General features: G+C 66.0%; 18 protein-coding genes and 2 tRNA genes. 13 read left to right on the plus strand and 7 right to left on the minus strand.

The genetic code is table 11. The features are described 5' to 3' along the window. The first annotated feature begins 12 nt into the window (after window positions 1-12). From dnaQ to KBC94_RS00150, 3 genes are all read left to right on the plus strand, one after another. Window positions 13-735 (plus strand): DNA polymerase III subunit epsilon, encoded by a 723-nt coding sequence (gene dnaQ, locus KBC94_RS00140; protein ID WP_294364935.1) that lies wholly within the window; start codon window positions 13-15, stop codon window positions 733-735. Between the two features lie 59 nt (window positions 736-794). After that, window positions 795-869, plus strand: a tRNA-Val gene (locus tag KBC94_RS00145). Between the two features lie 152 nt (window positions 870-1,021). Beyond that, on the plus strand, window positions 1,022-2,401 hold the full coding sequence (locus KBC94_RS00150) for a diguanylate cyclase (protein WP_294364936.1): 1,380 nt from the start codon (window positions 1,022-1,024) through the stop codon (window positions 2,399-2,401). A 6-nt stretch (window positions 2,402-2,407) separates the two neighbouring features. Here KBC94_RS00150 and KBC94_RS00155 read toward each other — a convergent pair whose 3' ends face one another. Next, complete coding sequence (locus tag KBC94_RS00155) at window positions 2,408-2,656, minus strand: CsbD family protein (protein ID WP_234194202.1); 249 nt, start codon at window positions 2,654-2,656, stop codon at window positions 2,408-2,410. A 179-nt stretch (window positions 2,657-2,835) separates the two neighbouring features. Further along, a complete protein-coding gene (locus tag KBC94_RS00160) occupies window positions 2,836-3,291 on the minus strand; it encodes a DUF192 domain-containing protein (protein ID WP_294364945.1) in 456 nt (151 codons plus the stop codon). A 109-nt stretch (window positions 3,292-3,400) separates the two neighbouring features. Here KBC94_RS00160 and KBC94_RS00165 point away from each other — a divergent pair, with 109 nt between their 5' ends. The 10 genes from KBC94_RS00165 to ntrC all read left to right on the plus strand — a co-directional run bounded on the left by KBC94_RS00165 (window position 3,401) and on the right by ntrC (window position 13,686). Then, window positions 3,401-4,165 (plus strand): 16S rRNA pseudouridine(516) synthase, encoded by a 765-nt coding sequence (locus tag KBC94_RS00165; protein ID WP_294364952.1) that lies wholly within the window; start codon window positions 3,401-3,403, stop codon window positions 4,163-4,165. 80 nt (window positions 4,166-4,245) lie between these two features. Further along, window positions 4,246-5,196: a beta-propeller fold lactonase family protein gene (locus KBC94_RS00170; protein WP_294365921.1), complete on the plus strand. Its 951-nt coding sequence runs from the start codon at window positions 4,246-4,248 to the stop codon at window positions 5,194-5,196. Further along, window positions 5,186-6,007, plus strand: coding sequence for a polysaccharide deacetylase family protein (locus tag KBC94_RS00175; RefSeq protein ID WP_294364955.1), 822 nt, complete (start codon window positions 5,186-5,188; stop codon window positions 6,005-6,007). The genes KBC94_RS00170 and KBC94_RS00175 overlap by 11 nt, the downstream gene beginning before the upstream one ends. 27 nt (window positions 6,008-6,034) lie before the next feature. Further along, on the plus strand, window positions 6,035-7,018 hold the full coding sequence (locus KBC94_RS00180; RefSeq protein ID WP_294364958.1) for a sterol desaturase family protein: 984 nt from the start codon (window positions 6,035-6,037) through the stop codon (window positions 7,016-7,018). Window positions 7,019-7,068: 50 nt separating this feature from the next. Continuing rightward, window positions 7,069-7,959, plus strand: coding sequence for an EI24 domain-containing protein (locus KBC94_RS00185; protein WP_294364961.1), 891 nt, complete (start codon window positions 7,069-7,071; stop codon window positions 7,957-7,959). Further along, window positions 7,956-8,768 (plus strand): molybdopterin-binding protein, encoded by an 813-nt coding sequence (locus KBC94_RS00190; protein WP_294364964.1) that lies wholly within the window; start codon window positions 7,956-7,958, stop codon window positions 8,766-8,768. Before KBC94_RS00185 ends, KBC94_RS00190 begins: the two co-directional genes overlap by 4 nt. Before the next feature lie 153 nt (window positions 8,769-8,921). Next, window positions 8,922-10,337: a type I glutamate--ammonia ligase gene (gene glnA, locus KBC94_RS00195; protein ID WP_234194210.1), complete on the plus strand. Its 1,416-nt coding sequence runs from the start codon at window positions 8,922-8,924 to the stop codon at window positions 10,335-10,337. 167 nt (window positions 10,338-10,504) lie between these two features. After that, window positions 10,505-11,002 (plus strand): hypothetical protein, encoded by a 498-nt coding sequence (locus KBC94_RS00200; protein ID WP_294365923.1) that lies wholly within the window; start codon window positions 10,505-10,507, stop codon window positions 11,000-11,002. Continuing rightward, a complete protein-coding gene (glnL, locus tag KBC94_RS00205; protein WP_114804115.1) occupies window positions 11,002-12,078 on the plus strand; it encodes a nitrogen regulation protein NR(II) in 1,077 nt (358 codons plus the stop codon). Before KBC94_RS00200 ends, glnL begins: the two co-directional genes overlap by 1 nt. Before the next feature lie 24 nt (window positions 12,079-12,102). Continuing rightward, window positions 12,103-13,686 (plus strand): nitrogen regulation protein NR(I), encoded by a 1,584-nt coding sequence (gene ntrC / locus KBC94_RS00210; RefSeq protein ID WP_294364972.1) that lies wholly within the window; start codon window positions 12,103-12,105, stop codon window positions 13,684-13,686. Window positions 13,687-13,719: 33 nt separating this feature from the next. Here ntrC and xth read toward each other — a convergent pair whose 3' ends face one another. The 5 genes from xth to KBC94_RS00235 form a co-directional block, all read right to left on the minus strand. After that, window positions 13,720-14,499, minus strand: coding sequence for an exodeoxyribonuclease III (gene xth / locus KBC94_RS00215; protein WP_294364973.1), 780 nt, complete (start codon window positions 14,497-14,499; stop codon window positions 13,720-13,722). A 145-nt stretch (window positions 14,500-14,644) separates the two neighbouring features. Then, a complete protein-coding gene (locus KBC94_RS00220) occupies window positions 14,645-14,968 on the minus strand; it encodes a hypothetical protein (RefSeq protein ID WP_234194213.1) in 324 nt (107 codons plus the stop codon). A gap of 687 nt (window positions 14,969-15,655) precedes the next feature. Beyond that, window positions 15,656-15,746: transfer RNA gene (locus tag KBC94_RS00225), tRNA-Ser, on the minus strand. A 15-nt stretch (window positions 15,747-15,761) separates the two neighbouring features. Beyond that, window positions 15,762-16,688, minus strand: a complete 927-nt coding sequence (locus KBC94_RS00230) for a stomatin-like protein (RefSeq protein WP_294364976.1) — start codon at window positions 16,686-16,688, stop codon at window positions 15,762-15,764. Window positions 16,689-16,745: 57 nt separating this feature from the next. Beyond that, window positions 16,746-17,171 (minus strand): NfeD family protein, encoded by a 426-nt coding sequence (locus KBC94_RS00235; protein ID WP_294364979.1) that lies wholly within the window; start codon window positions 17,169-17,171, stop codon window positions 16,746-16,748. Window positions 17,172-17,198: the final 27 nt, after the last annotated feature.

A 17,198-nucleotide genomic window follows, 5' to 3' on the forward strand; every position in this document is an offset into this window, starting at 1 on the left:
CAAGGAGAGTGCATGTCGCGCCTGATCGTCCTCGACACGGAGACCACCGGCCTGTCGGCGGAGAACGGCGACCGGGTGATCGAGCTGGGTTGCGTCGAACTGGTCAACCGCAAGCTGACCGGCAACGACCTGCATCTGTACTTCAACCCGGAACGCGAGAGCCACGAGGATGCGCTCCGGGTCCACGGGTTGACCACCGAGTTCCTGCGCGACAAGCCCAAGTTCGCCACCATGGCGCGCGACGTGGTGGAGTACCTGCGCGGGGCCGAACTGATCATCCATAACGCGGCCTTCGACGTTGGCTTCCTCAACAAGGAATTCGAGCGGGCGGGCCTGCAACCGTTGCGCGACTACGTGGCCGAGGTGACCGACACCCTGGTCATGGCCAAGCAACTCTTCCCCGGCAAGCGCAACTCGCTCGATGCGTTGTGCGATCGCTTCGGCGTGGACCGGTCGAACCGGACCTTCCATGGCGCCAAGCTCGACGCGCAGTTGCTGGCCGACGTCTACATCAATCTCACGCGCGGCCAGGACGCGCTGCTGATCGACATCGACACGGGCGAAAGCGAGGAGCAGGGCATCGTCGTCGATGTGGATCTGCGCCAGTTCAGCCTGCCTGTGCTGGCCGCGACCGTGGACGAACTCGCTTCGCATGAGCAGGCGTTGCTCGACCTGGACAAGGCCAGCGGCGGAAAAACCATCTTTCGGTTGCAAGATCAAAAAAGCATGGCATAATCTAAGGCTTCGCGCAGCACTGCACGAAACTGAAGGAAAAGACGAAAGTCTTTCTCCTCGGGCGGTTAGCTCAGGGGTAGAGCACAGCATTCACACTGCTGGGGTCGGGGGTTCAAAGCCCTCACCGCCCACCACCATTCCAAGAAAACGCCACCATCCGGTGGCGTTTTTTTCGTCCGTATCACTGCGGTGGTGTGTCTCCATCGGCGGGGCGTGACACGCTCAAGCCCTCCTTTGGGGGCGAATGGCGGGACAATGGGCCTCTGGGTTTCAAGCCCGGCTTCCCATGCCCATGCGCCGATTCGTTTCCGAAAACTTCCTGGACCTGTTGCTCGATGCCGTCTGTGCGGTCACGCCGTCGGGTGACTTCGTTTTCGTGAACGCGGCGTTCGAGCGAATCTTCGGCTACGGCACGCAAGAGGTCGTGGGTCGGAACATGATGGAGTTCGTGCATCCGGATGATCGGGCGCCCACCCTGGAGGCCGCCCGTCGGGTGATGCAGGGACATCTGCAACTCCACTTCGAGAACCGCTACATCCGCAAGGATGGGGGCGTCGTCCACGTCCGGTGGACGGCACAGTGGGTGGAGAGTGCCGGCCTGCGCGTGGCCGTCGCGCACGACATCACCGAGCTGCATCAGAGTCGCGCCTTGCAGGCGGCGCTCTACGCCATCTCCGAAGCTGCGCATACGGCTCAGGACCTGTTCTCCTTGTTCGAAAGCGTGCACGGCATCGTCGGCACTTTGCTCGACGCGAGGAACTTCGCGGTACTGCTCTTCGATGACGCAAGGCAGTTGCTGCACCCTGCCTACCAGGTCGACGTGATGGGCAGGGCGCCTGGGCCGGTGAGCCCGGCAGATGCGCCCTGGCTGGCGCGTCTGCTTGGCCAGGCGTCAACCGAGGAGGGGGATTGCGAGTCGCCACCGGGGCTGCTGGCTGCCGCGCTGCCCACGCAGGACGGGCCGATCGGCGCACTGGTGCTGCGCAGCGAGGATCACGAGAAGGGCTATGGGGCCGCCGACGCCGAACTGCTGCATTTCATCGCATCCCAGGTGGCGACCGCGATCGAACGCAAGCGGCTCCATGTGGGTCTGCAGACCCTCGCCCAGCGAGACCAGTTGACCCAATTGCTCAACCGCCGCTCCTTTGTCGAGCGCCTGTCCGCCGCGGTACGCGCGGCGCAGGAGCGCGATTTGGAGCTGTCGTTGCTCTTCCTCGATCTGGACGAATTCAAGCGGGTGAACGACAGCATGGGCCACGCGATGGGCGACCACCTGCTGCAGTCCGTGGCTGACCGGCTGGGTGCAACGGTTAGGAGCGCCGATGTGTTGGCGCGGCTTGGCGGCGACGAATTCGTGGTGCTGCTGGAGCAGGACGTCGGCGGCCGCGGCGCCTACCTGTTGAGCAGCCGCATCGAGCAAGCCTTCATCCAGCCCTTTGTGGTGGGCGATGCGACCTTGGTGGTACGGCCGAGCATCGGGGCCGCGCGCTTCCCGGCCGATGGGAAGGATGCGGAGGAGTTGCTCGGCCATGCGGACGCGGCGATGTACGCGGTCAAACGCCAAAGAGCGGCAAGGCGTGAACCTGCCGCCCAGGAGATGAGTAGGCCTGGCCACAGCACTCCAGCGAGCGCTGCAGCCGAGGCGTTCTTTCGGTCTACGGACTGAAGCGCGTCAGCGGCGGGCGCAGATCATTCCCATCAGGAACGCCGCAGCGGCGACGCCGCCGACGAGTCCCAGAGGGTGCTTCACGGCCATTTCGCGGATTTCGTCCAGCGCCTGCCCATAGCTCTGCTGAACAACGCCTTGTGCCTCGCGCATCTTGCCCTCGGCCTGCATGCCCGAGTCGTTGGTCACTTCGCCCAGCGCATCCTGGGCCTTGCCTGCCACGCGTTGGAAAGCGCCTTGTGCTTGTTCGAACATCGAAAGATCCTTTGAGTGTTGCCAGGGGCCCGGCTGCCACATTGCCGCCGGGGTCTGGTCTGAAGGATCGTTGGGCCTGGATGGCATCGATGTAGGTGGTGCTCGACGCCCTCGCGTAGTAGGAAGGCGCGCGAGGCTGTCAGCGTCCAGGCGCGCGAGCCGGGGCGCATGGGCGGCGATCAGCGACCGGCCGCGAACGGCGCTCCCGCCAGCTTGGCACCTTTGCGCAGCCCCTTCTTGGCGAACCAGCCCTGATTCATTTCGAGCACGTAGCGCACCGGCGCCTCGGAGCAGTGGCTGTCGGTGGTCTGCGGCTGCATGTCGGCCAGGTTCACGATGCGGCCGTCGTCGGCCACGAAGGCGGCCGTCAGCGGCACGAGCGTGTTCTTCATCCAGAAGCACTGCACGGCGGGCTCCTCGAACACGAAGAGCATGCCTTCCTGCTGGGGCAGGTTCTCGCGGAACATCAGGCCCGTCTGCCGCTGCTGCGGCGTGGCGGCCACTTGCGCATCGATCCGGTACATGCCGGCCGTGAGGGGCACGCGGGGCAGATCGAGTTGCGGCTGCGCGAAGGCGAGGGCGGCGGTCCCGGCGAGCGCGGCTGCCGCAAGGGAGCGGAGAAGATGATGGAGCATGGCTGCTTCGATGCGGTGAAGTAGGGCGCGTTCCCGGCCGACCCGGGGCGTGCTGCGCCGGATTGTGGTCCAGCACGCGGATGGGCGTCGACTAACATCCGCGCCCACCATGCAACTGCAAGAACTGCTTTTCAGCCAGGGGTTCGGAACGCGGCGCGTGTGCGCCGGCCTGATCCAGCATGGCCACGTCACGCTCGACGGACAGGCCGTCACCGACGCTGCCTTCGATGTCGACGCCCAGGAAGGTCTTCGCTACACGGTTCAGGGCAAGCCGTGGGAATACCACGCCAAGGCCTACGTGGTCCTGAACAAGCCGGCGGGGACGGAGTGCTCGCAAAAGCCTTCGACCTGGCCTTCGGTCTACACGCTGCTGCCGGATCCGTTGCGCCAGCGGCCGGTCAAGGGCGGTGTGGACGGGGTTCAGGCCGTTGGAAGGCTCGACCAGGACACGACCGGCTTGCTGCTGTTGTCGGACGACGGCAAGTTCCTGCACCGCATGGCTTCGCCGCGTCACCATGTTCCCAAGGTGTACGAGGCCGCGTTGAAGCACCCGCTGGATGAGGCGCAACTGGCGCGGCTGTGCGAAGGCGTGGTGCTCGATGACGATCCCAGGCCGGTGCGGGCGCTGGCCGCCGAGCGGCTGGAGGAGCGACTGCTGCAGTTGACGCTCGACGAGGGCAAGTACCACCAGGTCAAGCGCATGGTGGCGGCAGCAGGCAATCGCGTCGAGGCGCTGCACCGGGCGCGTGTCGGGCAACTGCAATTGCCCCCGGAGCTCGCGCCGGGCGAGTGGCGCTGGCTCACCGCCGCAGAGGTCGAATCGCTGTTCCAGGTCAAGAAGCTGACCACGAAGTCATCCTCTGCTGGGGGCTGACCGTTAGTATTTTTCGTCCCGCCTCCACAGGTTGAATCTTGCGCGCTCATTCCCTTCGTGCCGGCCGCCTCGCGGCCGTTTTGCTGTCCCTGGCCTGCAGTTGTCTGCCGGGCCTCGCGGCGGCGGCTCCCCCGCCCATCTTCGTGCTCAATTCGCTGGATGCGACCGTGAGCCTGATCGATCCCACCTCCTGGACCGAGATGCGCAGGGTCTCGGTGGGCAAGGAGCCTCACCACATCTACCTGACGCCGGACCAGCGCTCGGTCATCGTGGCCAACTCGGCTGGCGACTCGCTGACCTTCTTCGACCCGAAGACGGGCGAGATCCAGCGCACCGTCAACGGCATCATCGACCCCTACCAGTTGCGCTTTTCCCCCGACATGAAGTGGTTCGTCACCGCCGCGAACCGGCTGAACCATGTCGACATCTACCGCTGGGATGGCAGTAACCTGCAACTGGCCAAGCGCCTCGTCACCGGCAAGACACCCAGCCACATCTGGATCGATTCCAAGAGCACCACGGCCTATGTCTCGATGCAGGACAGCGACGAGTTGATCGCCGTCGACATCCCCACCCAGACCATTCGCTGGCGCGTCGCCACCGGGCCGATGCCTGCCGACATCTTCGGCGTCCATGACGACAAGACGCTGCTGGTCGGCCTGACCGGCGGCGAGGGCGTACAGGTGTTCGACGTGGCAGGCCGCGAGCCGAAGGCCGTGAGCATCCTGCCGACGGGCAAGGGCGCGCACGCCTTCCGGGCGGCGGGCGATGGCAAGACGGTGTTCGTCAGCAACCGTGTGGCCAACACCATCAGCCGCATCGATTTCGCCACCCTCAAGGTGGTGGCCAATTACGCCGTGCCCGGCGGCCCCGACTGCATGGATGTCTCCGCCGACGGCAAGCGCCTCTACGTGACCTCGCGTTGGGCCAAGAAGCTCAGCGTGGTGGACCTGCAGACCGGCCAGCTCATGAAGCAGGTACCCGTCGGCAAGTCGCCGCACGGTGTCTGGACCCTCGACCATGCGCGTTGAACGCCTGGGCCGCGCCGCCCGCCGCGTGGCTGTCGCGGTGGTGGCTGCCGCGGGCGGCGCATCCGTCGTCGCTGCGGCTGCGGCCGATTGCAGCAAGCCGGTCTACCTGACGTTCGACACGGGCCACATGGGCGTGGCGCCGCTGGTGGCCGATGTGCTCAAACGCCACGATGTGCATGTGACCTTCTTTGCCGCCGCCGAGCGCACCAAGGACGGGGGCGACAGCCTGGACGACCATTGGGCACCGTGGTGGAAGGCGAGGGCAGCCGACGGCGACGAGTTCGCTTCGCACACCTACGACCACGCCTACTGGCGCGCCGACCTGCCTGACGAGAACGGCCAGAAGCGCTTCATCATCCAGCCGTCGGCTGGACCGCAATCGGGTCAGCGCCTGACCTGGACGCAGGCGCAGTATTGCCAAAACATCCGCAAGTCCAGCGAGCGCCTGGCGCAGATCACCGGCAAGACGCCGCTGCCCTTGTATCGCGCGCCGGGCGGCAAGACCTCGCCCAAGCTTCTGGAGGCCGCACGCGCGTGCGGCTACATGTACGTGGGTTGGTCGCCTGCGGGCTTTCTGGGCGACGAGTTGCCCAGCGACAAGTATCCGAACCAGAAGCTGCTGGCCCAGGCGCTGGAGCGCATCCGCCCCGGCGACATCCTGCTGGCCCATCTGGGCATCTGGTCGCGCCAGGATCCGTGGGCGCCAGCCGTGCTCGAGCCGCTGGTTGCGGGCCTGCAGCAACGCGGCTTCTGCTTCCGCACACTGCGCGATCATCCTGACTACCGCGCCTGGATTGCGGCGCACCCCTGAGTCACGAACAAGGACGGAGAGCTTCCGATGGACTGGCATGCCTGGCTGACCGACCCGTTCGGCCTGATGCAACAGTGGCTGTTCGAAACCGTGGTCCAGCCGGTGATGTTCGCGGCGGGCATGGGCAACCTGCTGGAGGATGGCTTCGATGCCACCGGCTGGCTGCTGGTGGGCCTGCTCGAGATCGCCGTGATGCTGGCGATCTTCGCGCCGCTCCAGCGCTGGCGTCCGGTGGAGCCGTTGCGGGACCGCCGGGCCGTGCGTGTGGATGTGATCTACACACTGATCCACCGGCTGGGCCTGTTTCGGGTGGGGATCTTCTTCGTGCTGCAGCCGCTGTTCGACATGGCGCTCGGCCACGTGCGTGCCGCTGGCTGGGGCACGATGCAGCTCGACGCGCTATGGCCCGGTGTGACCGATCGGCCATGGGTCACCTTCCTGCTGTACCTGGTCGTGCTGGATTTCGTCGAGTACCTGATCCACCGCGGGCAGCACACCATCGACTGGTGGTGGCGGCTGCATGCGCTGCATCATTCGCAGCGGCAGATGACGATGTGGAGCGACGCCCGCAATCACCTGCTGGACGACATCATCCACAGCACCATCGTCGTCGTGGTCGCCCAGCTCATCGGTGTGCCGCCTGGACAGTTCGTCGTCCTGGTGGCGCTGACCCAACTCAGCCAGAGCCTGCAACATGCCAATCTTCGGCTGCACTTCGGTCGAGTGGGCGAGCGGTTGTGGGTCAGCCCGCGCTTCCATCGGCTGCATCATGCGATCGGCGTGGGCCATGAGGAGGTGGGCCGCCCCGGCGTGCTGGGGGGCTGCAATTTCGGCGTGCTCCTGCCATGGTGGGACATGCTGCTGCGCACCGCCAACTTCGATCTGCGGTATCTGCCCACGGGCGTCCGCGACCAGGTGGAGCCCGATGCCCAGGGCCGCCTGCGCGACTACGGCAGGGGCTTCTGGTCGCAGCAGTGGCTCGGCTTGCGACGGCTTGTGGGACGTGCCTGACGCACCCGGCTCCATCGAGGGCGCACGGGCAGCGGTTATGCTGCGCGCCGATGCGTCTTCTCGCTGATTCCTGCTGGCGCGCGGCCGCCTACTGCCTGCATCCGCGTGTCATCCTGCTGTCGCTCGTGCCGCTGGCGCTGATGGTGGCGGTCTCGGTGGGCCTGTCCTACTTCTACTGGGAGCCTGCGGTCGGCTGGATGCGCGGCGCGCTGGATGCCTGGCCCCTGCTGGCCGGCTTCTGGAACTGGCTCCAACGTCTTTTCGTCGGCGATGTCCGCAACCTGCTGGCGCCCCTGATCGTGCTGCTGGCCGCAACCCCGGTGCTGGCGATTGTGTCGCTGGTCGTCGTGGCGGCCTTCATGGCGCCCGCACTGACGCGTCTCGTGGCCGAACGGCGCTTTCCGACCCTGGAAAAGAAGCACGGTGCAGGCATGGTTGCCAGCGTGGTGCGCTCGGTGGCGCTGACGGTGGCAGCTGTGGTGGCCCTGCTCGTGTCGATGCCGCTGTGGCTGGTGCCGCCGCTGGTGCTCGTGCTGCCACCGCTGATCTGGGGTTGGCTCACCTGCCGCGTGATGAGTTTCGACGCCCTGGCCGAGCATGCCAGTGCAGACGAGCGGCGCATCATCGTGCGCCGCCATCGACTGCGCCTGCTCACCATCGGCATCCTGTGCGGCTATCTCGGCGCGGCGCCGAGCATCGTCTGGGCCTCCGGCTTGGTGTTCGCGGCGGCCTTCTTCATCCTGATTCCCGTGGCGATGTGGATCTACACGCTGGTGTTCGCCTTCTCCGCCCTTTGGTTCGCCCATTACGCGCTGGAGGCGCTGTCGCAGCTGCGGCGGGAGGCGGCGGGCGCTGGGCCATCCACACTGCTTCCGTCCGCGGGATCGCCGCCTGACGTCGCCCCGCCGGCCCTGCCTTCCTCCGATCCCCCCGCACCATGAGTTCCACTGAACGCCCCGCCTTCGGCCTGATCATCGTCGGCGACGAGATCCTCTCGGGCAAGCGCACCGACAAACACATGGCCCGCGTCATCGAATTGCTCGGTGCGCGGGGGCTGTCGCTGTCGTGGGCCGAATACGTTGGCGACGATCCCGCGCGCATCACGGCGGCCCTGCGACGGGCGTTCGCCGGGTCCGACATCGTCTTCTCAACCGGCGGCATCGGGGCCACACCCGACGACCACACCCGCCAGTGCGCAGCCGCGGCGCTCGGCGTGCCCCTCGCGCTCCACCCCGAGGCCGCCGAATTGATTCGCGAGCGTATGCAGGACACCGCACGCGAGCAGGGGGTGCCCTACGAGCCCGACCGCGCCGACAACGTGCATCGCCTAAATATGGGCGTGTTTCCGCAGGGGGCCTCAATCATCCCCAACCCGTACAACAAGATCCCCGGCTTCAGCGTCCGCGATGTGCATTTCGTGCCGGGCTTCCCTGTCATGGCGTGGCCCATGGTCGAGTGGGTGCTGGACCAACGCTACGCGCCCCTGCACCGTGAGGTGGCGATCGCCGAGCGTTCGCTGATCGTTTTCGGTGCGATGGAAGCCAGCCTCACGCCCCTCATGGAGGCGGTCGAGCGCGAGTTCTCGGGCATCAAGGTATTCAGCCTGCCCAGTGTGGATCACCCGAAGTACGGCCGCCACATCGAACTCGGCGTCAAGGGCGAGACGCGCCAACTTGAACCGGCATATGCACGCCTGAAACAAGGTGTGTCCGACTTTGGTGCATCAATAGGCGCAGAATTGGTGCGCTGAGTTGTGATGCATCATATCGGTGCATACGCTACTACCGCCAGCGTCAAACGCTGCCGTACGTGCCGCGTAGGACAACGAATGAAAATGGCATAGAACCTGCGTTCGTCCTGCTCGCAAATTTCGTCAACCCTTCCAATCCCCCAGGAGAACCTGATGGCAAAGACCGTCGCCGACGTCATGAAACTCGTCAAGGAAAACGAGGTCAAGTTCGTCGACTTCCGATTCACCGACACCCGCGGCAAGGAGCAGCACGTCACCGTGCCGGTTTCGGCCTTTGATGAAGACAAGTTCACCGCGGGTCATGCCTTCGATGGTTCCTCGATCGCCGGCTGGAAGGGCATCGAAGCCTCCGACATGCAGCTGATGCCCGACCCGAGCACGGCCAACATCGACCCCTTCTACGAAGAGACGACGCTGTTCCTGCAGTGCGACGTCCTCGAGCCCGCCGACGGCAAGCCCTACGACCGCGACCCCCGCTCGGTCGCCAAGAAGGCCGAGGCCTATCTGAAGTCCACCGGCCTGGGCGACACCGCCTACTTCGGTCCCGAGCCGGAGTTCTTCATCTTCGACAGCGTGCGCTGGAGCAATGAGGCCGGCCGCGTGTTCAGCGAGATCGACGAATACGAAGCCCCCTGGAACAGCGGCGCGAAGATGGAAGGCGGCAACCGCGGCCACCGTCCCACCACCAAGGGCGGCTACTTCCCCGTTCCGCCGGTCGACAGCACCCAGGACATGCGCGCCGAGATGGTGCTGGTGCTGGAAAGCCTGGGCATCCCGGTCGAAGTGTTCCACCACGAAGTGGCTGGCGCTGGCCAGAACGAGATCGGCACCAAGTTCTCGACACTCGTCGAGCGCGCCGACTGGACGCAGGTCCTGAAGTACGTGGTCTGGAACGTGGCGAACAGCTACGGCAAGACCGCCACCTTCATGCCCAAGCCGTACGCCGGTGACAACGGCTCCGGCATGCACGTGCACCAGTCCATCTGGAAGGACGGCAAAAACCTGTTCGCCGGCGACGGCTATGCCGGCCTGTCGGACACCGCCCTGTACTACATCGGCGGCATCATCAAGCACGCCCGTGCACTGAACGCCATCACCAACCCCGGCACCAACAGCTACAAGCGGCTGGTCCCTGGCTTCGAAGCGCCGGTGAAGCTGGCCTACTCGGCCAAGAACCGCTCGGCCTCGATCCGCATCCCCTTCGTCGCCAACCCGAAGGGTCGCCGCATCGAAGCGCGCTTCCCCGATCCCTCGGCCAACCCGTACCTGTGCTTCTCGGCCCTGCTGATGGCTGGTCTGGACGGCATCGAGAACAAGATCCACCCGGGCGAAGCCGCCACCAAGGATCTGTACCATCTGCCGCCCGAAGAAGACGCGCTGGTGCCGACCGTCTGCCACAGCCTGGACCAAGCCCTCGAGTACCTCGACAAGGACCGTGCCTTCCTGACCAAGGGCGGCGTGTTCACCGACTCCATGATCGACGCCTACATCGACCTGAAGATGGGCGAAGTCACGCGCTTCCGCATGGCTCCGCACCCGGTCGAGTTCGACATGTACTACTCGCTGTGATGGCCACGGGCGCTTCGGCGCCCGGCGGTATCGCGCACAAGGACGGCCCCCGGGCCGTCCTTTTTCTTTGGTGCGGGAACCGGCCTGCCGGCCTGTCTTCCAATTGCAAGACAATGTTGCGTGGCATCGCCCATGGCGCGCCAAGCTCTTTCTCTCCGGTCGCGATGATGAAACCCTACCTGCCTCTTCTTGTGTTGCTCGGCCTCGGCGGCTCTCTTGGCGTGCAGGCGCAGGAGCGCATCTGGCGCTGCGGCAACGAATACACCAACAACGCCGCCGATGCGCAACGCCGTGGCTGCAAGGTCGTCGAAGGCGGCAATGTGACCGTCGTGCAAGGGACGCGGCCCGCCGGCGCGTCCACCCCTTCGTCCACCGCCTCCCCGCGGCCCGCCGGCAGCGGCCCTCGCGTCGATTCGCCGGAGCAGCGGGCGCGCGACAGCGACGCCCGTCGCGTGCTTGAAGGCGAACTGCGCCGGCTGGAGGCGCGCCAGTCCGAACTGATGAAGGACTACAACAACGGCGAGCCGGAGAAGCAGGGCAGCGAGGCGCGAAACTACCAGAAGTACCTGGACCGCGTGGCCGAGATGAAGGCCGAGATTGCGCGCAACGAGGCCGACTTGGCCAGTCTGCGCCGTGAACTGGACCGCCTGCCGGCGTCGCGCTGATGGCCTTCGGTACGGTTGCGCGCGCCAGCAAGCGCTTCCAGGCCTTCGATCTGCTTGCCACCCTGGTGGTGGTGATCCGCCACGACGGCACCATCGTCTTCGCCAATTCGGCCCTGGAGGATGCGCTGGGCACATCGCGTCGCACGCTCGAAGGCGCAGCCCTGGGCAACTTCTTCGTCGATGCCGGGACCTTGCGCACGGCCATCGATGGCGCCCGCACCAACGACTTCGCCACGTTGCGCTACGAAGCACAGCTGCGCCGTGGTACGCAGGAGCCGCTGCCCGTGCAGGTCACGCTGGCCCAGACGGACCGCAAGGCCGAACTGCTGCTGGAGATGTCGCCGCAGGAGCAGCAGGTGCGGCAGGATCGCGAGGTGCGGCTGCTCGACCAGGCCCAGGCCAACAAGGAGCTGATCCGCAACCTCGCGCACGAGATCAAGAACCCGCTGGGCGGCATCCGCGGCGCGGCGCAACTGCTGCAGATGGAGATCGAGTCGCGCGACCTGATCGAGTACACGCAGGTCATCATCCATGAAGCCGACCGCCTGCAATCGCTGGTGGATCGCCTCCTGGCCCCGCACCGCAGGCCTCATGTGGTGGGCGACGTCAATATCCACGAGGTCTGCGAGCGCGTGCGCTCGGTGCTGCTGGCGGAGTTTCCGCATGACCTGGAGGTCGAGCGCGACTTCGATCCGTCCATTCCCGAGTTCCGCGGGGATCGCGAACAGCTGATCCAGGCCACGCTCAACATCGCGCACAACGCGGCGCAGGCGCTGGCCGAGCGCCGTGCGGCCGGCGATGCACGCATCACCTTCCGCACGCGCATCGCCCGCCAGGTCATCCTCAACAAGCAGTGGTGGCGACTGGCACTGGAATTGCATGTCATCGACAACGGCCCGGGCGTCCCGGACTCGATCAAGGACCGCATCTTCTATCCGCTCGTCTCGGGCCGTGAAGGCGGAACCGGATTGGGCCTGACGCTGGCGCAGACCTTCGTGCAACAGCACCATGGGGTCATCGAATGCGACAGCGTGCCCGGCCGTACCGACTTCACGATATTGATACCGCTGCCGTAGCAGGAAAGGACAACAAGGAGCTGCATGAAGCCGATCTGGATAGTGGACGACGACCAATCGATACGCTTCGTGCTTGAAAAGGCGCTGTTGCGAGAGGACCTGCCGACGCGCAGCTTCACCAATACCCGCGAAGTCCTCGCCGCGCTCGAAGCCGCCAACGACGACGAGATGCAGGGACCGCAGGTGCTGGTCAGCGACATCCGCATGCCGGGTGGTTCGGGCCTGGACCTGCTGGACAAGATCAAGCAGAAGCATCCCGGCCTGCCGGTCATCATCATGACGGCCTTCTCCGACCTGGACAGCGCCGTGTCGGCCTTCCAGGGGGGCGCCTTCGAGTACCTGCCCAAGCCCTTCGACCTGCCGCGTGCGGTCGAGCTCATCCGCCGCGCGGTGGACGAGAGCCAGCGCGAGGAGGTGGCCGAGGAGCGCATGCAGGCCACGCCCGAGATGCTCGGCCAGGCGCCTGCGATGCAGGACGTGTTCCGCGCCATCGGCCGCCTGTCGCAGAGCAATGTGACGGTGCTGATCACCGGCGAATCGGGCTCGGGCAAGGAACTGGTGGCGCGCGCGCTGCACAAGCATTCGCCTCGGTCCAACGGGCCCTTCGTGGCCATCAATACGGCGGCGATCCCCAAGGACCTGCTGGAGAGCGAGCTCTTCGGCCATGAGCGCGGCGCCTTCACGGGCGCACAGACCATGCGCCGCGGCCGCTTCGAGCAGGCCGACGGCGGCACGCTGTTCCTCGACGAAATCGGCGACATGCCCTTCGACCTGCAGACCCGCCTGCTGCGCGTGCTGTCGGACGGGCACTTCTACCGGGTCGGCGGGCACAACGCGGTCAAGGCCAATGTGCGCGTGATCGCGGCCACCCACCAGGACCTCGAGCAGCGGGTGAAGCAGGGTGTGTTCCGCGAGGACTTGTTCCACCGCCTCAACGTCATCCGCCTGCGGCTGCCGGCCTTGCGCGAGCGCAAGGAGGACGTGCCTTCGCTCACGCGCCACTTCCTGCAGCAAAGTGCCAAGCAACTGGGCGTGGAGCCCAAGCGCATCTCCGATGCGGCCCTGTCGCAGCTGTCGGCCTTCAACTTCCCGGGCAACGTGCGGCAGCTGGAAAACATCTGCCACTGGCTCACGGTGATGGCGCCAGCCCAGTTGATCGAGCCGAAGGACCTGCCGCCCGAGGTGCTGTCGAACGCGGCGTCGGAGGCGGGCCTCGGCACAGGCGCGCCGCTCCAGGCGGGCGTGCCGTCCGTCACGACGCCGGTGGAGACGGCCGCCTTCGAGCCTGCCGCTGGCGCTGCCGCGGCAATGCCGGTGTCCATGCCAATGGTCGCAGCGGCTCCAGCGGCGACGCCCATGGCGACGGTGGCCGCGGCTGCGACGGCCAGTTGGGAGCAGGGGCTCGACGCGGAAGCGCAGGCGATGCTGGCGGCCGGTCAGCCGGACGTCTGGGATGCCCTCTCGCGGCGCTTCGAATCGCATCTCATCCTGACCGCACTGTCCTTCACGCGTGGCCGCCGCATCGAGGCGGCGCAGAAGCTCGGCATCGGCCGCAACACCATCACGCGAAAGATCGCCGAACTCGGACTGGATCAGGACGACGCCTGATCGCGTCCGGCACTGCCGGCCCGCGGTACAAGCTCAGCCGCCCAACTCCATCACCACGGGGGCATGGTCGCTGGGCTTCTCCCATTTGCGCGGCACACGGTCGATGGTGCATGAACGCACCTCGGGAACCAGCGGCTCGCTGACCAGAATGTGGTCGATGCGCAGGCCACGGTTCTTCTGGTAGCCGAGCATGCGGTAGTCCCACCACGAGAAGCTTTTCTCGGGCTGCTCGAACAGGCGGAAGCCGTCGACCAGGCCCAGTTGCAGCAGCGCCTGGAAATGCTGACGCTCTTCGGTCGTGTGGTGGATCGTCTCCTTGAGGCCCACCGGGTCGTAGCTGTCACGGTCCTCCGGCGTGATGTTGAAGTCGCCCAGGAGCACCAGCCGCGGATGTGCGGCCATCTCGGCGCGCAGCCAGTCGCGCAGTGCGTCCAGCCAGCGCATCTTGTAGGCGAACTTGTCGGAGCCCGGCGCCTGGCCGTTGACGAAGTAGCCGTTGACCACGCGCAGCGGGCCGGTGGGCGTGTCGACGGTCGCGCTGATCACGCGCGAATGCTCGTCCTCGAAGCCGCCGATGTTGCGCTGGACCTCGCGCAGCGGCGACAGGCTCAGCAGCGCGACGCCGTTGTAGGTCTTCTGGCCGAAGCTCGCGGCCTCGTAGCCGGCGGACTTGAGCACCTCCAGCGGAAACTTGTCGTCGGTCATCTTGAGCTCCTGCAGGCACAGGAGATCGACGGGGTTGGCGATCAGCCAATCCAGCACATGCTGCAGGCGGGCCGTGAGAGAGTTGACGTTCCAGGTGGCGATTTTCATGAGGTGACGTTGATCCCAGTCGGTCAACGGGTTGAGGTGGCGGGGGAGCACGGGCCAGCGGCGAGCCGAGTAAGGCGTCCGTGGCGTGCCGGCCCGCCATCCTATCGGCAGGTGTGCCGGTCGTGCGGCAGCGGGGGCCTCCAGGTCACGGCGGATCGCTTTCCCACGGGAAGAGCTTGGAGCGCAGGGCCTGGACGGCCTCCGGGGTATGGGGCGACGCGGCGTCCTGGAGGGAGCGCACGTAGGCCCGCAGATGTTCCCTGGCGCCATCCGGCAGCGATCGCCCCGTCTCGGACTTTTCCAGGTGGCCGTTCAGGTAGTGGTCGAGCAGGAACTGGCAGTCTTCGTGCCGGGGGTGGGTGGAAATGATGGCCATGAGGGCGAAGAGCAGGCCCCGTCGTTCAAGTCGCATCGTCAGTACTTCGTTGCGCAGCGTGTTGAGCTTGGCTGCGAGTTCGTCATTGGTCATGCCTTGGCCGTTGCCTCGGAGTTACGGGGCGGCCATTCTTTCGGGCAGTTCTTGCCCCACGCACCACGGGCGTTTCAACAGGCGGGGCAGGGCGTCTGCAGGAGTGGCTCAGCGCGTGGTGGCGCCATGCCTTCGGGTTGCGGCGGTGCGAGGAATCAATACGCCGGCGCGGATTCGCGAGTGAGTACCGGTGCCTCACCGCGAACGATCCTGGACGGCTGTGCGTGCCGGGTCGTGTCTGGCAGCGCAGGAGGCCTGGCGGGGCGACTGTCAGGGCAGCCTGCGCACTCTGGCGCGAGGCGGATCAGACTTGGCGTTTGCGGGCGGAGCGCTCGCGCAGACGTCCGAACGCGGCGTTTCGCAACTTCAGCAGATAGTTGCGCTTGGCACCCTCGGACATCTTGGATTGGAAAAGGTGCCGGAGATCGCCTCCTCCGGATTCCGTGGATCCCCCGCGCGGATCCGAACCCCCATCACCCGCGCCGCTGTTTGACCTGCTGTCCATGCTGTTGCGCTCCTTACGTGCTGTTTCGCGATTGTGAACTCGCCCTCGTTGCGCTGTAAACAAAAGTGTGCGCAAAAATTAAGACAGTCGACAATTGCGCAAAAGTGGAGCATCTCTGGGGAGCAGATGGCAGCGCTGCAGACATAAAAAAAACCCGTTGCGCATGCAACGGGTTTCGTATTTGGCGGAGCAGGCGGGATTCGAACCCGCGGTGGGCTATTAACCCACACACGCTTTCCAGGCGTGCGACTTAAACCACTCATCCACCGCTCCGTGGAGCCCATGATTCTAACCCGGATTTGAGCCGCTGCGGCCCGCGCGAACCATCTGCATCGCCGAGGCGATCAATCCGGCGGTGTCGGTCATGTTGCTGGGCACGATCAGGGTGGTCTTGGCGTCCGCCGCGACCTTGCTGTAGGCATCGACGGCGCGCTCGGCGACCTTCAGCTGCACGGCTTGATCGCCCCCTGGCTGCCGGATGGCGGCCGCGATGCGCTCGATCGCGAGCGCCGTGGCCTCGGCCACTGCGGTGATGGAGGCGGCCTCGCCCTGTGCGTTGTTGATGGCCGCCTGCTTCTCGCCCTCGGAGCGGGCGATGTAGGCCTCGCGTTCGCCAGTGGCGATGTTGATCTGCTCCTGGCGCCGGCCCTCGGAGGCGGCAATCAGCGCCCGCTTCTCGCGCTCTGCCGTGATCTGCGCCTGCATGGCGCGCAGGATCTCGGCGGGCGGCGTCAGGTCCTTGATCTCATAGCGCAGCACCTTCACGCCCCAGTTGAGCGCGGCCTCGTCGATGGCGGCCACGACCTGGGCGTTGATGATGTCGCGCTCCTCGAAGGTCTTGTCCAGTTCCAGCTTGCCGATCACGCTGCGCAGCGAGGTCTGCGCCAGCTGGGTGACGGCCACGATGTAGTTGGAGGAGCCGTAGCTCGCCCGCATCGGATCGGTCACCTGGAAGTAGAGGATGCCGTCCACCTGCAGCTGCGTGTTGTCACGCGTGATGCAGATCTGGCTGGGCACATCGAGCGGGATCTCCTTCAGGCTGTGCTTGTAGGCCACGCGGTCGATGAAGGGGATGAGGAAGTTGGGCCCCGGCGTCATCGTGCTGTGGTACTTGCCCAGCCGTTCACGGACCCAGGCGTTCTGCTGGGGCACGAACTTGATGGACTGCCAGATGAAGATGACGGCGATGACCAGGATGACGAGGGCGATTTCCATGGCAGTTCGATGAAGTGAGATTGAAAGGTTCCGCGAGCTCGGCGCAGTCCCGAATGATCAGAGAGGCTCCAGCACAAGACGGTTGCCCTGCAACTCGACGACGCGGTGCGCTCCCGGCTGGCCGCGGCCGCTAGCGCGGAGCACGGCCGTCCATTGCGCACCCCGGTGACGCACGAGCGCCGTGCCATCCGCGAGCCAGGCGTCGACGTGCACGCGTTCGCCGATGTCGAGGTTCATGTCGGGGCTGGCCTGCGGCGGCGGTCCAGCGGGGCGCGCGCGCTGCTTGAGATACCAGGCGCCCACCGTGCCCACGCCGACCACGGCGGCCACGACCAGTTGGACGGGCAGCGCGGCACCCAGATGCGCTGCGACGGCCGCGGCCGCGAAGGCTACGGCCGTCAGCAGAAGGTAGATGGTGCCGGAGACCAGTTCCAGCGCGACGGCTGCACCGGCCAGCAGCCACCAGAGCGTCGATTGAGCCATGGACGAGTTCCTACAGCAAAGAGGTGG

Source organism: Pseudacidovorax sp., assembly GCF_017991995.1.
Classification (GTDB): domain Bacteria; phylum Pseudomonadota; class Gammaproteobacteria; order Burkholderiales; family Burkholderiaceae_C; genus Xenophilus.